The 2,076-nt window shown below is 65.2% G+C and carries 2 protein-coding genes; both read right to left on the bottom strand.

The window, feature by feature from the left end:
- The coding region (locus PHA8399_RS12195; RefSeq protein WP_058286429.1) for an NAD(P)(+) transhydrogenase (Re/Si-specific) subunit beta at positions 1–1,153 on the bottom strand (1,153 nt) is incomplete at its 3' end.
- Positions 1,154–1,168: 15 nt separating this feature from the next.
- On the bottom strand, positions 1,169–2,076 hold a 908-nt coding region (locus PHA8399_RS12190), incomplete at its 5' end, for a Re/Si-specific NAD(P)(+) transhydrogenase subunit alpha (RefSeq protein ID WP_082649537.1).

The following is a 2,076-nucleotide window of genomic DNA, read 5'->3' as shown; positions in this document are numbered from 1 at the left end:
CCATTTCCAGCACGATGTCGTAGGGCACCTTGGCCTCCGCCAGCAGCACGTTCATGTGGCCCGGCAGGCGGCCTGCGACCGGGTGGATCGCAAAGCGCACAGTCTTGCCTTTCGCGCGCAGGCGGCGGGTCAGCTCGGCCACGTTCTGCTGCGCCTGCGCCACCGCCATGCCGTAGCCGGGGATGATCACCACGCTGTCGGCCTCCTCCAGCGCCGCCGCCACGCCGTCGGCGTCGATGGCGATCTGCTCGCCGTCGATCTCCATCGCCGGACCGGAGGTGCCGCCGAAGCCGCCCAGGATCACGCTGACAAAGGAGCGGTTCATCGCCTTGCACATGATGTAGGAAAGGATCGCACCGGAAGAGCCGACCAGCGCGCCGACCACGATCAGCAGGTCATTGCCCAAGCTGAAGCCGATCGCCGCCGCGGCCCAGCCCGAGTAGCTGTTCAGCATCGAGACCACCACCGGCATGTCGGCGCCGCCGATGCCCATGATCAGGTGGTAGCCGATGAACAGCGCCGCCAGCGTCATCAGCACGAGGGGCAGGAAGCCGCCGGTGTTGAAGTACCAGATCAGGCAGATGAAGGAGAGGCCCGCGGCGCTGGCGTTCAGCATGTGGCCGCCCGGCAGCTTGGTGGCGGCCGAGGTGACCTTGCCCGCCAGCTTGCCGAAGGCAATCACGGAACCGGTGAAGGTGATCGCGCCGATGAAGATGCCGAGGAAGAGTTCCACGCGCAAAAAGGCGATCTCGGCCGGGGTTTTCTTGGCAATGAGCTTGGCGAAGGTGCCGAGGTCCTCGGTGCTGGCAGCGGATGCCACATTTCCGATCTCGAAATGGGCGATGAAGCCCACGAAGACCGCCGCGAGGCCGACCAGCGAGTGCATCGCGGCAACCAGCTGCGGCATCTCGGTCATCTGCACCTTCTTGGCGACATAGGTGCCGATGATGCCGCCGCCCGCAATCAGCAGCAGCGACAACAGCCACAGGCCCGAGCCGGGGCCGATCAGGGTGGCAAAAACCGCCAGCCCCATGCCCGCGATGCCGTACCAGACCGCGCGTTTGGCGCTTTCCTGGTTGGACAGCCCCCCCAGCGACAGGATGAACAGAACAGCCGCAACGACATAGGCGGCGGTGGTGAAACCGTAATCCATGAACTCGGCCCTTCTTTAAGATTTCTGGAACATGGCAAGCATGCGCCGGGTGACGAGGAAGCCGCCGAAGATGTTGATCCCGGCCATGAAGACGCTGAGCGCCGCGAGCAGGATCACCAGGAACGAGCCGGAGCCGATCTGCATCAAGGCGCCCAGGATGATGATCGAGGAGATCGCGTTGGTGACCGCCATCAGCGGCGTGTGCAACGAGTGGGCAACACCCCAGATCACCTGGAAGCCCACGAAACAGGCCAGCGCAAAGACGATGAAATGCTGCATGAAGCTGACCGGCGCAAACAGGCCCACCAGCAACAGGAGCGCACCGCCCCCGGCCAGCAGCGTGACCTGGCTCTTGGTCTGTGCCTTGAAGGCCGCAACCTCCCTGGCGCGTTTTTCCTCCGGCGTCAGTTCCGGCACCGTCTCCTTGGGCTTGGCGGCAATCGCCTGCACCTTGGGCGGCGGCGGCGGGAAGGTGATCTCGCCCTCAAACGCCACGGTGGCGCCGCGGATCACGTCGTCTTCCATGTTGTGGTTGACCTGGCCGTCCTTGTCCGGCGTCAGGTCCGTCATCATGTGGCGGATGTTGGTGGCGTAAAGCGTCGAGGCCTGCGCCGCCATCCGGCTGGGGAAGTCGGTGTAGCCGATGATGGTGACGCCGTTGTCCGTCACCACTTTCTCGTCCTTCACGGTGCCTTCCACATTGCCGCCGCGCTCGGCGGCCAGGTCGACGATGACCGACCCGGGCTTCATTGCCGCGACCATGTCGGCAAGCCACAGCTTGGGCGCGTCGCGGTTCGGGATCAGCGCGGTGGTGATGACGATGTCCATCTCCGGCGCCAGCTCGCGGAACTTGGCGAGCTGCGCTTCGCGGAATTCCGGAGAGGACACAGCCGCATAGCCGCCGGTGGCGGAGCCGTCCTGCT

Origin of the sequence: Leisingera aquaemixtae (genome assembly GCF_001458395.1) — a bacterium.
In the GTDB taxonomy this organism is placed as follows: domain Bacteria; phylum Pseudomonadota; class Alphaproteobacteria; order Rhodobacterales; family Rhodobacteraceae; genus Leisingera; species Leisingera aquaemixtae.
The sequence above is the reverse complement of the archived record's forward strand: the minus strand, read 5'-3'. Positions and strand labels throughout refer to the sequence as shown.